Annotated in this window: 1 protein-coding gene; it reads left to right on the forward strand. The window is 67.8% G+C overall.

The annotated features are described in order from the left end of the window. Positions 1 to 469 (forward strand): transposase (locus EN808_RS35135; protein WP_135918217.1); only part of this gene is annotated, 469 nt, incomplete at both ends.

Here is a 469-nt window from a genome sequence, read left to right on the forward strand (position 1 = left end):
GCCCAAAATGCCAGGGACAGGCCTGCCGCGACTGGCTCGCCGCACGCGAGGCCGAACTCCTGCCGGTTCCCTACTTCCACGTCGTGTTCACGTTGCCGGCCGAGGTCGCCGCGATCGCCTTCCAGAACAAGGCGGCGGTTTACGCCATCCTGTTCAGGACTGCGGCCGAGACGCTGCGCACGATCGCCGCCGATTCCAAACATCTCGGCGCCGAGATCGGCCTCATCGCGGTGCTGCACAGCTGGGGGCAGAACCTGCACTACCATCCGCACATCCATTGCATCGTGCCGGGCGGTGGCGTCTCGCCGGACGGCTCGCGCTGGGTCTCCTGTCGGCCAGGGTTCTTCCTTCCGGTGCGCGTCCTGTCGCGCCTGTTTCGCCGCCGCTTCCTGGAAGCCCTACGAGCCGCCTTCGACGCGCGCAGCCTCAAGTTCTTCGGCGACATTGCCGGCCTGACCGAGCCAGCCGC

The sequence above is a fragment of the Mesorhizobium sp. M8A.F.Ca.ET.165.01.1.1 genome (genome assembly GCF_004792065.1).
GTDB lineage: Bacteria > Pseudomonadota > Alphaproteobacteria > Rhizobiales > Rhizobiaceae > Mesorhizobium.